Annotated in this window: 16 protein-coding genes; 15 read left to right on the top strand and 1 reads right to left on the bottom strand. The window is 70.2% G+C overall.

Annotated elements, in window-relative coordinates; genetic code table 11:
* Position 1 precedes the first annotated feature (1 nt).
* From BG418_RS37560 to BG418_RS37625, 14 genes are read left to right on the top strand one after another with little or no spacing between them, the layout of a single operon-like run.
* Positions 2 to 844, top strand: coding sequence for an ABC transporter permease (locus BG418_RS37560; protein ID WP_188278561.1), 843 nt, complete (start codon positions 2 to 4; stop codon positions 842 to 844).
* Positions 841 to 2,148, top strand: coding sequence for an MCE family protein (locus BG418_RS37565; RefSeq protein WP_188278562.1), 1,308 nt, complete (start codon positions 841 to 843; stop codon positions 2,146 to 2,148). Before BG418_RS37560 ends, BG418_RS37565 begins: the two co-directional genes overlap by 4 nt.
* Positions 2,145 to 3,179: an MCE family protein gene (locus BG418_RS37570; RefSeq protein ID WP_188278563.1), complete on the top strand. Its 1,035-nt coding sequence runs from the start codon at positions 2,145 to 2,147 to the stop codon at positions 3,177 to 3,179. Before BG418_RS37565 ends, BG418_RS37570 begins: the two co-directional genes overlap by 4 nt.
* Positions 3,176 to 4,225, top strand: coding sequence for an MCE family protein (locus tag BG418_RS37575; RefSeq protein ID WP_188278564.1), 1,050 nt, complete (start codon positions 3,176 to 3,178; stop codon positions 4,223 to 4,225). The genes BG418_RS37570 and BG418_RS37575 overlap by 4 nt, the downstream gene beginning before the upstream one ends.
* On the top strand, positions 4,225 to 5,265 hold the full coding sequence (locus BG418_RS37580; protein ID WP_223186006.1) for an MCE family protein: 1,041 nt from the start codon (positions 4,225 to 4,227) through the stop codon (positions 5,263 to 5,265). The genes BG418_RS37575 and BG418_RS37580 overlap by 1 nt, the downstream gene beginning before the upstream one ends.
* Positions 5,262 to 6,341: an MCE family protein gene (locus tag BG418_RS37585; protein WP_188278565.1), complete on the top strand. Its 1,080-nt coding sequence runs from the start codon at positions 5,262 to 5,264 to the stop codon at positions 6,339 to 6,341. Before BG418_RS37580 ends, BG418_RS37585 begins: the two co-directional genes overlap by 4 nt.
* Positions 6,338 to 7,564 carry an MCE family protein gene (locus BG418_RS37590; RefSeq protein WP_188278566.1) on the top strand — a complete coding sequence of 409 codons (1,227 nt, stop codon included), beginning with the start codon at positions 6,338 to 6,340 and terminating at the stop codon, positions 7,562 to 7,564. Before BG418_RS37585 ends, BG418_RS37590 begins: the two co-directional genes overlap by 4 nt.
* A gap of 4 nt (positions 7,565 to 7,568) precedes the next feature.
* On the top strand, positions 7,569 to 8,084 hold the full coding sequence (locus BG418_RS37595; RefSeq protein ID WP_188278567.1) for a hypothetical protein: 516 nt from the start codon (positions 7,569 to 7,571) through the stop codon (positions 8,082 to 8,084).
* Between the two features lie 7 nt (positions 8,085 to 8,091).
* Positions 8,092 to 8,637, top strand: coding sequence for a hypothetical protein (locus tag BG418_RS37600; protein ID WP_188278568.1), 546 nt, complete (start codon positions 8,092 to 8,094; stop codon positions 8,635 to 8,637).
* Between the two features lie 19 nt (positions 8,638 to 8,656).
* Complete coding sequence (locus BG418_RS37605; RefSeq protein ID WP_188278569.1) at positions 8,657 to 9,211, top strand: hypothetical protein; 555 nt, start codon at positions 8,657 to 8,659, stop codon at positions 9,209 to 9,211.
* A 14-nt stretch (positions 9,212 to 9,225) separates the two neighbouring features.
* Positions 9,226 to 9,861, top strand: coding sequence for a nuclear transport factor 2 family protein (locus BG418_RS37610; RefSeq protein ID WP_188278570.1), 636 nt, complete (start codon positions 9,226 to 9,228; stop codon positions 9,859 to 9,861).
* 5 nt (positions 9,862 to 9,866) lie between these two features.
* Positions 9,867 to 10,421, top strand: coding sequence for a hypothetical protein (locus BG418_RS37615; RefSeq protein ID WP_188278571.1), 555 nt, complete (start codon positions 9,867 to 9,869; stop codon positions 10,419 to 10,421).
* On the top strand, positions 10,411 to 11,061 hold the full coding sequence (locus tag BG418_RS37620) for a DUF5819 family protein (protein ID WP_188278572.1): 651 nt from the start codon (positions 10,411 to 10,413) through the stop codon (positions 11,059 to 11,061). Before BG418_RS37615 ends, BG418_RS37620 begins: the two co-directional genes overlap by 11 nt.
* Positions 11,058 to 12,269 (top strand): HTTM domain-containing protein, encoded by a 1,212-nt coding sequence (locus tag BG418_RS37625; protein ID WP_188278573.1) that lies wholly within the window; start codon positions 11,058 to 11,060, stop codon positions 12,267 to 12,269. Before BG418_RS37620 ends, BG418_RS37625 begins: the two co-directional genes overlap by 4 nt.
* Before the next feature lie 8 nt (positions 12,270 to 12,277).
* On the opposite strand, the gene BG418_RS37630 is transcribed toward BG418_RS37625, so the two are convergent.
* Positions 12,278 to 13,627 (bottom strand): DUF6801 domain-containing protein, encoded by a 1,350-nt coding sequence (locus BG418_RS37630; RefSeq protein WP_188278574.1) that lies wholly within the window; start codon positions 13,625 to 13,627, stop codon positions 12,278 to 12,280.
* Positions 13,628 to 13,953: 326 nt separating this feature from the next.
* Between BG418_RS37630 and BG418_RS37635 the strand changes: the two genes are divergently transcribed.
* The gene (locus BG418_RS37635) at positions 13,954 to 14,943 is read left to right on the top strand and encodes a DUF6801 domain-containing protein (protein WP_188278575.1); all 990 of its coding nucleotides are present in this window, start codon (positions 13,954 to 13,956) and stop codon (positions 14,941 to 14,943) included.
* Positions 14,944 to 14,960 lie beyond the last annotated feature (17 nt).

The raw sequence follows: 14,960 nt of genomic DNA on the forward strand, positions 1-14,960 counted from the left end.
CATGGCGCTCCTTGACCGAGGCCGCGGCAGCGGCGAGCCGAGTCGGCTGTTCGCCTGGCTCGACCGCCCCGGCGACGAGCTCCTCTTCTATCTGCGCGCCCTCCTCTCGATCCCGCGCGCGGTCCGCCGCTACCCCAAGGAGATCCAGCGTCTGCTCGCCGAAGTCTCCTTCGGCACCGGCGGGTTGAGCGTGATCGGCGGCACGGTCGGCGTGATGATCGGCATCACCGTTTTCACCGGTACGGTCGTCGGCCTCCAGGGATACGCGGCGCTCAGCCAGATCGGCACCGACGCCTTCACCGGCTTCGTCTCCGCGTACTTCAACACCCGCGAGATCGCCCCGCTGGTCGCCGCGCTCTCGCTCTCCACCACGGTCGGCGCGGGCTTCACCGCGCAGCTCGGCGCGATGCGCATCAACGAAGAGGTGGACGCCCTGGAGAGCATGGGCGTGCGCCCGATGCCGTACCTCGTCTCCACCCGGATCGTCGCCGGGGCCGTGGCGATCGTCCCGCTGTACGGGATCGGGCTGCTGGGGTCGTATCTGGCGTCCCGGATGGTGACGATCCTCTTCAACAACCAGTCCACCGGCACCTACGACCACTACTTCGCGCTGTTCCTCTCGCCGACCGACGTACTGCTGTCGTTCCTCAAGGTGCTGGTCTTCAGCGTTCTGGTGATCATGGCGCACTGCTACTACGGCTTCCGCGCGAGCGGCGGCCCGGCGGGCGTCGGGGTGGCCGTGGGCCGCTCGGTGCGGACCGCGATCGTGCTGATCAGCGTCACCGACTTCTTCCTCAGCCTGGCGCTGTGGGGCGCCACGACCACGGTGAAGGTCGCGGGATGAGCGCGCCGGTGCGGGAGCGGACGGCTACTGTCAGGGCGCGCCCGGCGGACCGGGTGCTCGCCCGCCGCCGCAGGCTGGCCGGGTTGCTCTATCTGCTGCTTCCGCTCGCCCTGGTGTGGGTCTCGCTGGCCGTCTACCGCCATGACTTCGAGGACACCGCCCGGGTGGTCGTGGAGACCGGCTCGGTCGGCAACGAGATGCGCCCGGACGCCGACGTGAAGCTGCGCGGCGTGGTCGTCGGGCGGGTCGAGAAGATCGACACGGACGGCGAGACCGCCCGACTCACTCTCGCCCTCAAGCCGGACCGGTTGCGCCGGGTGCCCTCGGACGTAACCGCCCAACTGCTGCCCACCACCCTCTTCGGCCAGCGCTACGTGGCGCTCGTCCCGCCCGCACAGCCCTCGGCGCGGCCCCTGGCGGCGGGCAGTGTCATCCCGCGCGACCGCAGCCACAACGCCGTCGAGCTGGAGAACGCCCTCGACAACCTGCTGCCGCTGCTCACCGCCGTACAGCCGCAGAAGCTGTCGGCGACGCTCACCGCCGCATCGGACGCGCTGCGCGGACGCGGCGACCGGATCGGCGCGTCGATGGGTCAACTGGACGCGTATTTACGGAAGTTCAACCCCGACCTGCCCGTCCTCAACCGGGACGTCGAGGCGTTCGTGAAGATGAGCGGTGGGTACGCGGACGCGGCGCCGGACATCGTCGACGCGCTGTACGACGCGACCACCACCAGCGCGACGCTCGCCGCCGAGCAGCGCAAGCTCTCGGCCGCGTACGCGGCCGTGACCACGTCGGCGCAGAACCTGACCCCCTGGATCCGGCAGAACCGGTCCAACCTCATCCGGGTCACCGCCGCGAGCCGCCCCCCGCTCCAGATCTTCGGCCGCTACGCCCCGGCCTTCCCCTGCACCCTCCAGACCCTCGCCGACTTCGTCCCCGCGATGGACCGCGCCCTGGGCAAGGGTACCGACGAGCCCGGGCTGCACGTGGACGTGACGGTGGTCCAGGACCGGGGCCCTTACCAGCCCGGCCGCGACACCCCGCGCTACACCGCGACCGGCGGCCCGGCCTGCTACCCGGTGCCGTACGGCGGCGCCCCCGTGTCGGGCCGGGTCCCGGCGGCCGCAGCCCCGCTCACGACGGTCGGCGGCGGTCTTGGCGTCGCCAACTCGCCGCAGGAGAACGCCCTGGTGAACGAGGTGCTGGCGGCGGGGAGCAAGGCGGCGCCGACGGAACTGCCCGACTGGTCGAGCGTGCTCGCCGGGCCGCTGCTGCGGGGCACGGAGGTGAGACTGAGATGAGCCGCGCCTCCCTGACCGGCCCCATCGTCAAGTCGGCGATCTTCGTCCTGGTCACCGTGGTCGCCACCACCGTGCTCGCGCTCAGCGTCAGCAACACGGGCCTGGGCGACAAGGACGCGTACAAGGCGTGGTTCACCGACGCCACCGGACTCGTCAAGGGCGATTCGGTACGGATCGCGGGTGTCCGGGTCGGTCAGGTCGAGTCGGTCGAGATCGTCCAACGGCGGTACGCACAGGTGAAGTTCTCGGTGGCCAAGGGCAGAGCGCTGCCCGCCACCAGCACCGCGTCCGTGAAATACCTCAACATGGTCGGGCAGCGCTATCTCGCCCTTGAGCGCGGTACGGGCCCGGCCGGGCAGGCGCCGCTGCGGCCCGGCGCGACGATCCCGCTGCGCCGCACCTCGCCCGCCCTCGACCTCACCCAGCTGTTCAACGGCTTCCAGCCGCTGTTCCAGGGGCTCTCCCCGGCCGACACCAACAAACTGGCCGGCTCGGTCGTCCAGGTGCTCCAGGGTGAAGGCCCCACGGTGGAAAGTCTGGTCGCCACCATCGGCTCGGTCACCAGCACGCTCGCCGCCAAGGACGCGGTGATCGGGTCGGTCGTCGACAACCTCAACACCGTGCTGCGTACGGTCAACACGCGCGAGGCGCACGTCACTTCGCTCGTCGACACCCTCGACGACCTGGTGGCCGGTCTGTCGGCGGACCGCAAACCCATCGGGCAGGCCATCAGCGCCCTGTCGTCGCTGACCACCAGCACGGCCGGTCTGCTCGACGACGGCCGGGCGCCACTGAAGAGCGGCATCGACCAGCTGGGCCGCGTCTCCGCGAACCTCGCCGACAACGGCACGCTCCTCGAACAGTTCCTCCAGCGCACCCCGGCCAAGATGCGGGCCCTCACCCGCATCGCCTCGTACGGCTCCTGGCTGAACCTCTATCTGTGCGAGGCCAAGGTCACCGGGGTCACCACGGACGACGGCAGCCCGGCCCCCACGGGCCTCGCCCTCAAGGACCAGAGGTGCCGACGATGACCTCTCTACGGCGGCTGCGCAAGCCCCGCAGACCACTCCACGAGCGGCACCCCGTCGCCATCGCCGTCGTCGGACTGCTCACCATGACCCTGCTCGGGCTGCTCGTCTACAACGTCAAGTCCCTGCCCCTGATCGGTGGCGGCACCCGCTATACCGCCGACTTCAAGGAGTCCGCCGGACTCCACCCCGGCGACGACGTGCGCGTGGCGGGGGTGAAGGTGGGCGAGGTCGACAAGGTCCGGCTCGACGGGCCGAAGGTGGCGGTGACGTTCACCGTGAAGGACGCCTGGATCGGCGACGCCAGTACGGTCGGCATCGCGATCAAGACCCTCCTCGGCTCGAAATACCTCGCGGTCGACCCGCGCGGCACCGCCGCCCAGGACCCGGCCCGGCGGATCCCGATCACCCGCACGACCTCCCCGTACGACGTACTCGACGCGCTCAACGGACTCGGCGAGACCGTCGGCGAGCTCGACACCAAGGCCATCGCGAAGAGCTTCGAGACCATCTCGGCCACCTTCGGCAACACCGGGCCCGGCGTGCACAAGGCCGTCACCGGGCTAGCCGATCTGTCGCTGGCCATCGCGAGCCGCGACGAGCAGATCACCCGGCTGCTCAAGGGCACCGACCAGGTCACGCGGACGCTGGACGCCAAGAAGGACCGGCTGCGCAGCCTCCTGGAGAACGGCGGTCTGCTGCTGACGGAGGTAAGCCACCGGCGTGACGCCATCCATGGCCTGCTCACCGGCGCCCGCGACCTGAGCACCCAGCTCAGCGGAGTCGTCGCCGACAACCGCGCCCGGATCGGCCCCGCACTCACCGCCCTCGACCATGTCACCGAGATCCTGACCAAGAACAAGGCGGGCCTCGACCGGATCCTGGCGCAGGCGGGCCCGTATTACCGCCTCGTCGGCAACACCCTCGGCAACGGCCACTGGATGGACAGCTACCTCTGCGGGCTCGTCCCGAAGACGTATGTACCTCCGGGCGGCACACCGCCGAACGGCTGCATGCCGCCCAAGTACAGTAAGGGAGGCGGCAGTTGATGCGAACCCTGATGGACAGGATTCGGGCGCGCAAGTTCCTCGCCCTCGGCATCGCCTTCGCGCTCGTCGTCGCGGCCGCCGCATCGGTCGCCGCCGTACGGGTGCTGGGCGACAGCGGCGCCATGCGTATCACGGCGTACTTCGATCGCACGGTGGGTGTGCACGAAGGGTCGGATCTACGGGTGTTGGGTGTACGGGTCGGCAGCGTCGGCCGCATTCATCCGGAGGGGCGGCGGGTGCGGGTCACCCTCAGTGTGCGCAAGGGTGTGCGGGTGCCGCAGCTCGTGCGGGCCGTCGTCATCGCGCCGAGCGTTGTCTCCGGCCGGTTCGTGCAGCTCAGCCCCGCGTACAGCGGCAGCGGCCCGACCCTGCGGGACGGCGATGTCATCCCCGAGGAGCGGACCGCGACCCCGATGGAGGTGGACGAGCTCGCCAAGAGCGTCGGCGACCTCGTCACGGCCCTCGGCCCCGAAGGCGCCAACAAGAAGGGCGCGCTCTCGGACCTCATCGACACCGGCGCGAAGAACCTGCGGGGCAACGGCGACGACATCGGCCGTACGATCCAGCAGCTCGGCGGGGCCTCGAAGGTCCTTGGCGGTTCGAGCGCCGACCTCGTGCGTACGGTGCGTCAACTCCAGTCGTTCGTCACGGTGTTGAAGGACAGCGACGGGACCGTACGCACCACCGAACAACAGCTCGCCGATGTGACCACCTTCCTCGCCGGGGAGAAGGACGACCTCGCCGCCGCGCTCCGGCAGCTCGGAACCGCCCTCGGGCAGGTGAAGACGTTCGTCCGGGACAACCGGGGCGCGCTGAAGAAGGACGTCGACCGGCTCGCCGTGCTCACCCAGTCGCTTGTCGACCAACGGGCCTCCCTGGGTGAGGCGTTGGACACTCTGCCGCTGGCCGCCGCCAACCTGGAGAACGCGTACAACCCGGCGACCCGCACCATCGACGGCCGCGCCGACCTCAACGAGATCGCCGTGCTGCCGCTGCCCGCCGCCGAGACGTTCCAGCGGCAGCCGGGAGGCGGGCGATGAGGCGCGGGGTCGCGCGGGCCGGGATGGCGTTGAGCGCCGCGCTGGTCGTCACCGGTCTGGCACTGCTGCCGGGCGGCTGCGGAGTGCCGTCGTTCCACGGCATCGAGGACCTGCCGCTGCCCGGCGGCGCCGACCTCGGCAGCCACCCGTACCGGGTCACCGCCGTCTTCAAGGACGTCACCAGCCTGTTCCCGCAGTCAGCGGTGAAGGTCAACGACGTGCCCGTCGGCCGGGTCGAGAAGATCGAGGTCAGCCGGGACGACTGGCTGGCCCGGGTGACGATGAAGGTCAACGGCAAGGTGCGGCTGCCGTCCGACGCGTACGCCAATGTGGAGCAGTCCAGTCTGCTCGGCGAGAAGTACGTGCAGTTGGTGGCCCCGAAGGATCTCGCGGCGCGCGCGGATCCGCTGCGGGACGGCGCGGTGATCCCCGTCAGCCGTACGAACCGCAACGCTGATGTCGAGGAGGTCTTCGGAGCCCTGTCGATGCTGCTCAACGGGGGTGGGGTCCAGCAGATCAACACGATCACGCGGGAGTTGAACCGGGCGCTGGGCGGCCGGGAGTCCGCGGCCCGGTCGGTGCTGACCCAGATCGGCACGTTCACCAAGAACCTCGACGCCCACAAGGGTGACATCACGGACGCGCTCGATGGGCTGAACAAGCTGTCGTCCACGGTGGCCGCCCGGGACGCCCAGGTCGGCACGGTCCTGGACGGGCTCGGCCCGGGGCTCAAAGTCCTCCAGGAGCAGCGCGGTTCGCTCGTCACCATGCTGAAGTCCCTGGACGCGTTGTCGTCCGTGGCCGTCGACACCGTCGACCGCACCAAGGACGACATCGTCGCCGACCTGCGCGCCCTCGCGCCCACCCTCAAGGGCCTGGCCGACGCGGGACGCAACCTGCCCGCCTCGCTCCAGGTGCTGATGACGTACCCGTTCACGGACGAGGTGCTGACGGGCGTGAAGGGGGACTACCTCAACGTTTATCTGAAGGTCGCGGCCGCACCGGGAACCATGGTCCGGCCTGCAGCCGGCGCGCTGCCGCTGCCGTCCGTCCCCCAGGAAGGCGGCGCCCGGTGATCACCCTCGGCACCCACCTCAAGAACCTCGCCTTCCTGCTGCTCGGCGCGCTGGTGCTGGGCTACATCGGGGTGAAGTACGCGGACCTGGGACGGTTCGTCGGCGCGCCGGGCTCGTACACCGTACGCGTCGAACTCGCCGAGACCGGTGGGCTGTTCACCGGGTCCGGGGTCACCTACCGGGGTGTGGACGTCGGCCGGGTGCGGAGCATCGGGCTCACCGACGACGGGGTCGAGGCGCGGCTCGCCATCAAGAAGGGCACCGCGCCGATCCCCGCCGACCTGGAGGCGAAGGTGGCCGGTCTTTCGGCGGTCGGCGAGCAGTACATCGACCTGGCGCCGCGCACCGACAAGGGCCCGTTCCTCGGCGACGGCTCGATCGTGCCCCGCACGCGGACCAGCACACCCGCCCCGATCACCCGACTCCTCACCGGGATCAACGACTTGGCGGCCTCCGTACCCACCGACGAGCTGCGCACGGCGGTCGACGAACTCGGCCGCGCCTTCGCCAACCAGGGCTCCAACCTCCAGGTGCTCCTCGACACGGGCAGCCAGTTCATCAACGCCGCCGACCAGGCGCTGCCGGCCACCACTCAGCTGCTCGTTGACGGCGAGACCGTACTCCGGACGCAGGCGGACAGTACGAAGGCGCTCACATCGTTCGCCACGGGGGCGCGGAAGATCGCGCGACAGCTGAAGGACTCCGACTCGGATCTGCGCCGGGTGATCGAGCAAACCCCGGAAGCTGCCGATGAGTTCACTTCGCTGCTGCGGGACACCGACCCGGGTCTGAGCGTGCTCCTCGCCAATCTGACCACGACGTCGGAGCTCCTGGTCACGCGGCAGCACGGCCTGGAGGAGCTGATGGTGCGGCTGCCCCGGGTGGCGGCGGCGGGTTCCACGGCGGTCGGTCCGGGTGGTGCGGCCTTCGGGATGGTCACAACCTTCTTCAAACCGCTGCCGTGTACGGCTGGATACGAGGGCACAGTGTACCGCAACGGCCTTGATACGTCTGGGAGTTCGGCCGTGAACTCGGCGGCACGGTGTGCGGCGCCACCCGGCAGTGGCCAGAACGTACGCGGCTCGGGCAATGCGCCCCGGGGGTCGATTCCGGTACCCGCTGTTCCTGGCTCGGGGGTCTCCTCGGGGCCGGTGCTGGGCGCGCCGTCCGCACCGTCGCGGAGTCCGGTGGACCTCGCCGGGCTGCTCGGGCTCGGGGGGTGACGGTATGAGACGACGACGGACGATCGTGCTGCTCGGGCTGGTGCTCGGCACGGCCCTGTGCGGTGTCTCCGCATGGACGTACGTAAGGGCGCGCGGCGATGACGACCTGGCGTACGCCAAGAGCCGCGACGCGGTGCTCGCCGCCGGGCGAACGTATGTCGCCCGGCTCAACTCGATCGACGGCCGGGATGCGGACAAGGGCCTCGACGGTTGGCTCTCCGTGACCACCGGCCCGCTCCACGACGAGCTGCGGACCACCCGGGCCAAGAGTGCAGAGGTGCTGAAGGAACAGGGTGCCACCACAAGCGCCGAGGTCACGGACGCCGCCGTCACTCAGCTCGACGACCGCGCGGGCACCGCCCGGCTGATCGCGACCGTACGCATCGAGGCCCGACCGCGTACCGGCGCACCGACCACCGACCGCAAACGTTTCGAGGCGGGACTGGCCCGGACGGGCGGCGGCTGGAAGCTGACTTCACTGACGGCGATCGCGGTGACGGTCACGGCGGGGGCGGGGTGAGGGGCGTATGACGACGACCGAAGCTGTTTCCGCCGTCGAGGAACCGGTCATCCGGATGCGCCTGCGGCGTTTCCTGCCGCCTTCGCTGATCGCGGTTCTGGTGGTGGTGAGTGCCGTATTCCTGGTGATGGAGCGGGAGTTGAGGGATTCTCCGGCCGCGTCGAACCGTGCCCTCACCGACAGCACCGCCACAGGCGAGGTACTCGACGAGGTGAGCACCGCCGTGGGGCGGGTGTTCACGTATGACCCGGCGACGCTCGCCCGGACCCGTCAGGACGCGCGTTCGCTGCTGGCGGGGGAGGCGGCGAAGGAGTACGACGGGCTGTTCGCGCAGGTGCAACAGCGTGTCGGGGACCAGCAGTTGACGCTCACCACGCGTGTCGCGCGGGCGGGGGTGCGTGCGCTCACCGCGTCCCGCGCCGAGTTGCTGCTCTTCCTCGACCAGACCAGCGAGCGGCGCGGGCAGAAGGCCACCACCGTGGCCGCGCAGCTCTCGGTGACCGCCGAACTCGACGGCGGGCACTGGCGGATCACCGCGATCAAGGCCCGCTAGGGCGAGTGGGGAGGTGCTCATGGCACGTATAGCAGTGCACAGGCGGTTGTCGCTCACAGCGGTCGCGCTTCTGGCGGCCGCGTTGGCGATGGCGTTCGCCGTCTGGACGGGCGGCTCCTGGTACGCGTCGGCGCACGACGAGCAGGCAGCTTTCGCGCGCACCCGCGACGCGGCGCTCCAGGCGGGGGAGCGGGCCGTACAGAACATGAACACCCTCGACTACGGCGATCTGACGCGCGGCCTCGACGCATGGGAGCAGTCCGCCACCGGTGATCTGCTCAATGAACTCAAGGGCAGCAGAACGCAGTTCGAGCAGCAGGTCCGGGACGCCAAGACCGCGACCACCGCCAAAGTGCTCTCCGGGGCGGTCACCGAGCTCGACGAACGGGCCGGGCGGGCGAGAGTGATGGTCGCGATCCGGATCACCGTCGTGACCGCGGACAAGAAGATCAGCACCAAGGACAGCCGGATGCTCGCCGAACTGACCCGCACCCCGGAGGGCTGGAAACTCAGCCGGCTCGGCCAGGCACCGGTCGGCGACGCCACCGCACCGTCCACCCCTAGCGGCAGCTGACCCCGGAGGCCCCGATGTCGACCACCCGCCATCTCGTCAACCGGCAGCGTCGGTTGGCTGCCGCACGTCCGGCCGTCGAGCGTCGGCCTGTACCCGTCGTACGACGCTCCGCGCCCGCCGCGCGCCGGACCAGGCCGTTCCTGCGGCCTCTGCTGCTCGCCGTGCTCACCGTGGCGCTCACCGTCTTCTCCGTCGTGGCGTACGTCCAGGGCGAGGACCGGCGGACGGACTCCGCCGGGCACAACACGGCGCTGGCCGACACCGCTCGTACCAGCGAGGTCAAGGGTGTCGTCGACGACGCCGTGCAGGGGATCTTCTCGTACGACCACGCGAACCCGGCCAAAAGCGAGGCCGCGGTGAAGACCGCGCTGACCGGGGCGGCCGTCGAGCAGTACCGCGCGATGATCGCGCCGGTCCGGGAGCAGGGGCCACGGCAGAAGCTGGTGCTCACCACGACGGTCACCGACAGCGGGGTGGAGGTCGTCGACGGGGACCGGGCGCGGGTCCTGGTCTTCGCCGACCAGAGCAGCACGCGGACAGGCAAGGGCGGCGGCACCACGGTCGCGGCCGCGATGTTCGCTGTCGACGCGGTCCATCAGGCCGGGGTCTGGCGGATCGCGTCCATCGACACCTTCAACCGTGCGAGGTGAGTTGCGTGGCGATACGACGTACGGCACTGGCGGCGGTTCTCGCGGCCGCCTGCCTGGCGGTCACCGGCTGCGGTTCCTCGTCCCAGCCGCCGCCGGAGGTGGACTGGGCGGCCGGGGTCTGCCGGCACCTCACGGACAGCGGGGCCCGGCTCGCCGTACCCACGGTGGACCGGACACAGCCGGTACGGGCCCAGCGCCAGATGGTCACCTTCCTCACCGCGCTCTCCGACCGGCTCGGGGCGTTGCGGACGGCCATGGGGAAGGACGGGGCGCCGCCGGTGGACGGTGGGGCCGCCGCCTTCGGCAAGGCCCTCGCCCATCTCGACAAGGCGCGTGCGTCGGTGGGGGAGGCGGCGGCCACGCTCTCCCGCGCGACGGTCACGGACCAGAAGTCGCTGAACTCGGCGCTGGACGCGGCGGGCACGTCCCTGCGGGCGGTGGGCGCGTACAAGGGCCCGGCGGACGATCTGCGTACGGACCCGAAGCTGAAGGCGGCGTTCGACGAGAGTCCGGGCTGTGCGGCAGCCCAGGACAGACAGGGGGCTGGCGATGGTTCCTGACCCCGACGGCCCGGGCCCCCTCTCGCGGCGGCAGCGGGCGGCCGTCCTCGTCGCGGCGGCCGTCGTCGCGGTGGGCCTCCTCGTCCACACCGGCGCGACCTTCCTCTATCTCGCCCCGCACAACGCGGCCACCGACTCCCTCGGCGCCGGGCTCAACAGCTATATGGCGCCGGAGTTCGTCCAGAGCTGGCAGCTGTTCGCGCCGGAGATCACCCGGACCATGACGGCGGTCGGCGCCCGCGTCGAGCTGCGGATGCCGGACGGCACGACCAGTGTCGGCCCCTGGCAGGACCTCACCGCCCAGGATCTCGCGGAGCTGCGCGGCAACCCGCTGCCGAGCCGCATCCGGCAGCAACTGGCCACCGCCTGGGCGGCGTTGCTCGCCTCGCACGACGCCGATCAGCGACCCATCGGGCTACGCGGCCTCGACAGCGAGCAGTACCTCAAACGCCTCGCGCTGTCCCGCCTCCCCGCGACCCCGAAGGGCGCACGCGTCGAACGCATCCGGTTCCAGTCGACCGACACCACCGTCGCACCACCACCGTGGAAGCGGAACGGCCCCGCCGCCGCGCCGGTCGTGCGTACGTATCCGTGGTGGCCGGTGGGCGCGGACGACTTCGCGGAAGGGCGTACGTCGTGACCAGTCAACTGTCCGATATGGACGGCAAGTTGATACTCGACCGGGTGCTGGCGCGGGCGTGTGACGCGCGGGTGTGGGCGTATCAGAGCGCGGCCGTACGGATCGGGATGGGCGGGGCCTGGCTGCTGCTCCTGGTCCATGAGTTCCCGCGCCGCGAGCGGATGTGGGGGCCGGACGCCCCCTGGAGCCGGCGGCTCGCCGAGCACTCGCTCGACCAGAGCCACGCTTTCAGTGTGCTGCGCTGGTCGGGCGGCCAGGTGTGGTTCGAGGTGTTCTATCTGCTCTCGGCGGCGGTCGCGGCGGCGCTGTTGGTCGGCTGGCGCACCCGTACGACCTCGCTGCTGTTCGTCATCAGCGTCTTGTCCCTCGACCACCGCAACGAGAACGTGCTGAACGCGGGCGACACCATCTTCCGTATCACCGCGATCTACTTGGCCTTCACGCGGTGCGGGCAGGTGTGGTCACTGGACGCGCGGCGCCGCGAGCGACAGCGGGATCGTACGGGCGCGATCCTGTGGTCCTTCTGCGGGCTCGTCCTCGCCTGGGCCACGCTCGCCGCTCAGCTCACCGGCGGCTGGGCGCTGCTGCTGTGGGGGTGCTGGGCGGGCCAGGCGGTGTGGCGCGGGCTCCGGGCGCGTCCGGGTGCGCGCCGCACGCTGGAGCTCATCGGGCATCTGCTGCACAACGGCGGGGTGCTGATGCTGATGATCCAGGTCTGTCTGCTGTATGCGTCGGCCGGCTGGTACAAGATCCAGGGCGTGTCCTGGCAGGACGGCACGGCGGTGTACTGGTCGGCGGGGCTCGACTGGCTGGAACCGTATCCCTCGCTCTCCCACGCCCTCACCTCGCACCCCCTGATCGTTCTCGCGCTGACGTACGGGACGGTGCTCGTCCAGGTCGCCTTCCCGTTCAGCGTCCTGGACCGGCGGGCCAAGAACGTCCTGCTGGCGCTTCTGTTCGCCGAGCACATCGGCATCGGGCTGCTGCTCGGCCTGCCGTACTTCTCACTCTCGATGATCGTGGCCGACCTGGTGTTCCTGCCGACGGGGTTCCTGCGCGGGGTGGGGGCGCGGGTGGTGGGGCTGCGGGCTCGGTTCACGGCGGCCGTCGCCGTACCGAAGGGGACGACGAGCGGCCGGCTCCCGACGCCCGGGGCGCGGGAACCGGCCCACGAGTCCGACTCGGCGGGTCAGGTCAGCCCTTCCTGACCCGCTGTTCAGCTCTTCTTCGCCAGCGTCATGTCGATGGCGTTGCCGGGCCCGGCGGTGAAGGCGCTCAGGATGTCGTTGAACGCGCCGCAGTTCTTGAGGGCGGGGAGCGTGTACACACCCTTGAGCTTGCCGCCGCCCAGCGGGTCGAACCTGCCGTCCGACGTCAGGTTGATGTCTGCTGGGGTACCGGTCCCGCAGTCCGCGCCGCCGCCCAGTGGGATGCCGAAGATCGCGATCTGGGGGAGCTTCACGTTCATACGGGACTTGGCGGTGAGGTCACCGGCGGCGCTGAGCGTGCCCGTCGTCCGTTCCACCTGCTGGAACTCGATCTTCGCGGTCGCGGGGAGGAAGCCGAGGATCGAGAACTTGCCGGTGGTCGGGTCGAGCGTCAGGTCCGCTTTGTACGAGCCGGACGCGAGGTCGAAGTCGGCCTCGATGCCCCCGCCGAGCGCCGCGGTCCCGTTGGCGGCCTTGATGGACGAGCTGCCGGTGAGGCCGTAGCTGAGGTGGATGGGTGGGTTGGGGTTGATGGGATTGGTCGGGTTGGTCGGGCTTGTTGGGTTCGTAGGGTTGGTTGGACTGGTGGGGTTGGTCGGGTTCGTAGGGTTCGTGGGGCTGGTTGGGTTTGTAGGGTTGGTCGGGCTCGTTGGATTCGTCGGGCTGGTGGGGTTCGTTGGATTGGTTGGGCTCGTCGGGTTGGTGGGATTCGTGGGGTTGTTGTCCACGACCTTGAAGCGGTGCAGGGTCTTGTCGGTCGACGTCAGGGTGCAGGCCGCGTCGAACGTGTCCTTGCCCGTGACCAGTTGCACCGGCTTGCCGTTGGCATCCCGCGCGATCATGTCGTGCAGGGAGATGTTGTTGACGTCGATGCTGCCGTCGCCGACCTGGTCGAAGGTGAGCGAGGGCGCGTGCCCCGTGGCGACGACGGTGAAGTCGGCCGGCGGGCTGGGGATGTTGCCCTTGGCCACGTCGTTCTCGACCTTGATGCCGGAGAGCGGTCCGGACGGGGTGTTCACCGTGACGTCGGCGGTCGCCTTGCCCTCCAGCGTCTTCGCGCCGACCAGGCCCAGGCCCTGCGCGGCGCGGGAGCTCACCAGGGTGGCGGAGGTGATCTCGAAGGCCGGGGTCGCCTGGCCCTTCTGGATCTCGGCCGGGATGTCCGCCGTGATGGTGATCTTGATCGGATCGGCGTTGATCAGCGGGAAGACGCAGGAGTAGTCCTGAACCAGCCTGGCCGGTACCGCCGTTGCGGTCCCGGCCGCACCGACGGACACCACGGCGGCGACCACGCCGGTGGCGGTGACGACGGCCAGCGTGGGCAGGGCCCTCCTGGACCGTTTTCTCTGAATTCCCATGAGCTGCCTCTCGCGTTGCGTGGTACGGGCGCGAACGGATGCGGGGCCCCCGGGTGCAACGGGAGCGATACTCTCGTCTTTCGGCTGGGGAAACTACTGGGGAGTAAGGTGGGGGTCAAGGGCAAATTCGCCATCGATCAGCAAGGAATGGGTAATTGGCATCGCGTGACGAATCGGTCGGTCTTTTTCCGTCGGTGGGTGCGCATTCCTCACGGCCTGCCGACCCGATTCGGCCGTTACTCGTAACGGCTGTTGACCGCCCCCGGTCCCTTCAGTACGTTCCCGGGAGTATGGGAGTTCCTGAATGTGGGACGAGGGTGAAACGCATGCGCAGCGGTTCCGTCGCGCTGGTGGTCGCGGGAGTCGTCGGCGCCACGGGTGCCGTGCTTCTGACCTGCGGAACGGGCAGCGCGATCGCCGTGGAGGCGAAGCTTTCACAGACGTACGAGTGTAAATTCCCGCTGATCGGCGCCGATTCGCTGAAAGTCGCGATCACCGCCGATCTGCCCGCCTCGATTCCGGTCAACACGCAGACGGGCGCGATAAAGATCGACGCATTGTCCACGGTGAGCTCGCGGGCGGCGCAGGGGCTCGGCCTGGTGGGCGCGAAGACCGTGGAGGGGGTCGCGTCCGCGAGTGCCACGGTGAATCTGCCGGGCGGGGAACAGCTCGACGTCGGCATCGACAACACCGTCGAAAAGGCCAATGTGCCGAGCCCGCCGAAGGATTTCGAGGTCAAGGCATCGGGCTCGGCGCCTTCGCTCTCCTTCCGCCGACCCGGCGCGGCCACCATCGACGTCAACAGCATCACGCTGAAACTCACGGCCCGGGATGCGGCGGGCAAGGTCGTCCAACTCCCGCCCTTCGGCGACGTGTTCGAGGCACCGTGCACGCTCAAGCCGGCCGACCAGAACAAGACACTGCACCGGTTCACGATCACCGGCGCCGACCCGACGGGCCCGACCCCCACCCCCACGGGCCCCGCACCGACCCCCACTACGACGGCCGGTCCCACCCCATCGAGCCCGACCCCGACCGGCCCCGCTCCGACCGGGCCGGGCAGCACCCCGAGCTCCGGCACCACGGGTACGCCCACCGCACCCGGCGCGGGCACCACGGGCGGCGGCAGCGGCGGCACCGACCTGACCACCCACGTCAACGGCCCCGGTGACGGATCGGGCGACGGCCACGGCAGCCTCGCGGGTACGGGAGTCACCACCGTCGGCGCGTTGCTCACCGGCGCGGGGCTGCTCGGCGCGGCGGGTATCGCGGCCACCCACTATCTGCCTCGCCGCATCCGGGGCGAGGACGACTGAGCACTCCGCTGGAAGTG

This window comes from Streptomyces sp. CBMA152, assembly GCF_014596475.1.
Taxonomy (GTDB): domain Bacteria; phylum Actinomycetota; class Actinomycetes; order Streptomycetales; family Streptomycetaceae; genus Streptomyces.

Coding starts and splice junctions, on each gene's coding strand:
- BG418_RS37575 (WP_188278564.1), top strand. CDS start 3,176: ATGACCTCTCTACGGCGGCTGCGCAAGCCCCGCAGACCACTCCACGAG.
- BG418_RS37570 (WP_188278563.1), top strand. CDS start 2,145: ATGAGCCGCGCCTCCCTGACCGGCCCCATCGTCAAGTCGGCGATCTTC.
- BG418_RS37560 (WP_188278561.1), top strand. CDS start 2: ATGGCGCTCCTTGACCGAGGCCGCGGCAGCGGCGAGCCGAGTCGGCTG.
- BG418_RS37620 (WP_188278572.1), top strand. CDS start 10,411: ATGGTTCCTGACCCCGACGGCCCGGGCCCCCTCTCGCGGCGGCAGCGG.
- BG418_RS37580 (WP_223186006.1), top strand. CDS start 4,225: ATGCGAACCCTGATGGACAGGATTCGGGCGCGCAAGTTCCTCGCCCTC.
- BG418_RS37585 (WP_188278565.1), top strand. CDS start 5,262: ATGAGGCGCGGGGTCGCGCGGGCCGGGATGGCGTTGAGCGCCGCGCTG.
- BG418_RS37565 (WP_188278562.1), top strand. CDS start 841: ATGAGCGCGCCGGTGCGGGAGCGGACGGCTACTGTCAGGGCGCGCCCG.
- BG418_RS37595 (WP_188278567.1), top strand. CDS start 7,569: ATGAGACGACGACGGACGATCGTGCTGCTCGGGCTGGTGCTCGGCACG.
- BG418_RS37610 (WP_188278570.1), top strand. CDS start 9,226: ATGTCGACCACCCGCCATCTCGTCAACCGGCAGCGTCGGTTGGCTGCC.
- BG418_RS37635 (WP_188278575.1), top strand. CDS start 13,954: ATGCGCAGCGGTTCCGTCGCGCTGGTGGTCGCGGGAGTCGTCGGCGCC.
- BG418_RS37630 (WP_188278574.1), bottom strand. CDS start 13,627: ATGGGAATTCAGAGAAAACGGTCCAGGAGGGCCCTGCCCACGCTGGCC.
- BG418_RS37600 (WP_188278568.1), top strand. CDS start 8,092: ATGACGACGACCGAAGCTGTTTCCGCCGTCGAGGAACCGGTCATCCGG.
- BG418_RS37605 (WP_188278569.1), top strand. CDS start 8,657: ATGGCACGTATAGCAGTGCACAGGCGGTTGTCGCTCACAGCGGTCGCG.